Below are 230 nucleotides of genomic sequence, written 5' to 3' on the forward strand. Positions count from 1 at the left end.
CGGTAACTGAGCAGATTCATCCTTTTGTCTGGCTACAGTCAGACTCCAAATATTTAGCCTTATTTAATCCGGGGACGCATTTTATTACCAGTGAACAGAGTCCAGAAGGGATTGAAGTGATTCCTTCTTTTTTAATTGGTCAGCACCAAGGGTTTGGACGAGAATATTTTAAAGTCTTGAATGTTGCTTTCTTTAAAGCTCATTTGGATCGCGCACCGGAGGATCAATTT

Annotated in this window: 1 protein-coding gene; it reads left to right on the forward strand. The window is 40.4% G+C overall.

What is annotated here, in order from left to right; all coding sequences use genetic code 11:
- Positions 1 to 230, forward strand: a 230-nt coding sequence (locus R0J92_RS27320) for a hypothetical protein (RefSeq protein WP_411053988.1), incomplete at both ends; no start/stop codon positions are given.

It is taken from the genome of Tritonibacter sp. SIMBA_163 (assembly GCF_046535935.1).
Classification (GTDB): domain Bacteria; phylum Pseudomonadota; class Alphaproteobacteria; order Rhodobacterales; family Rhodobacteraceae; genus Epibacterium; species Epibacterium scottomollicae.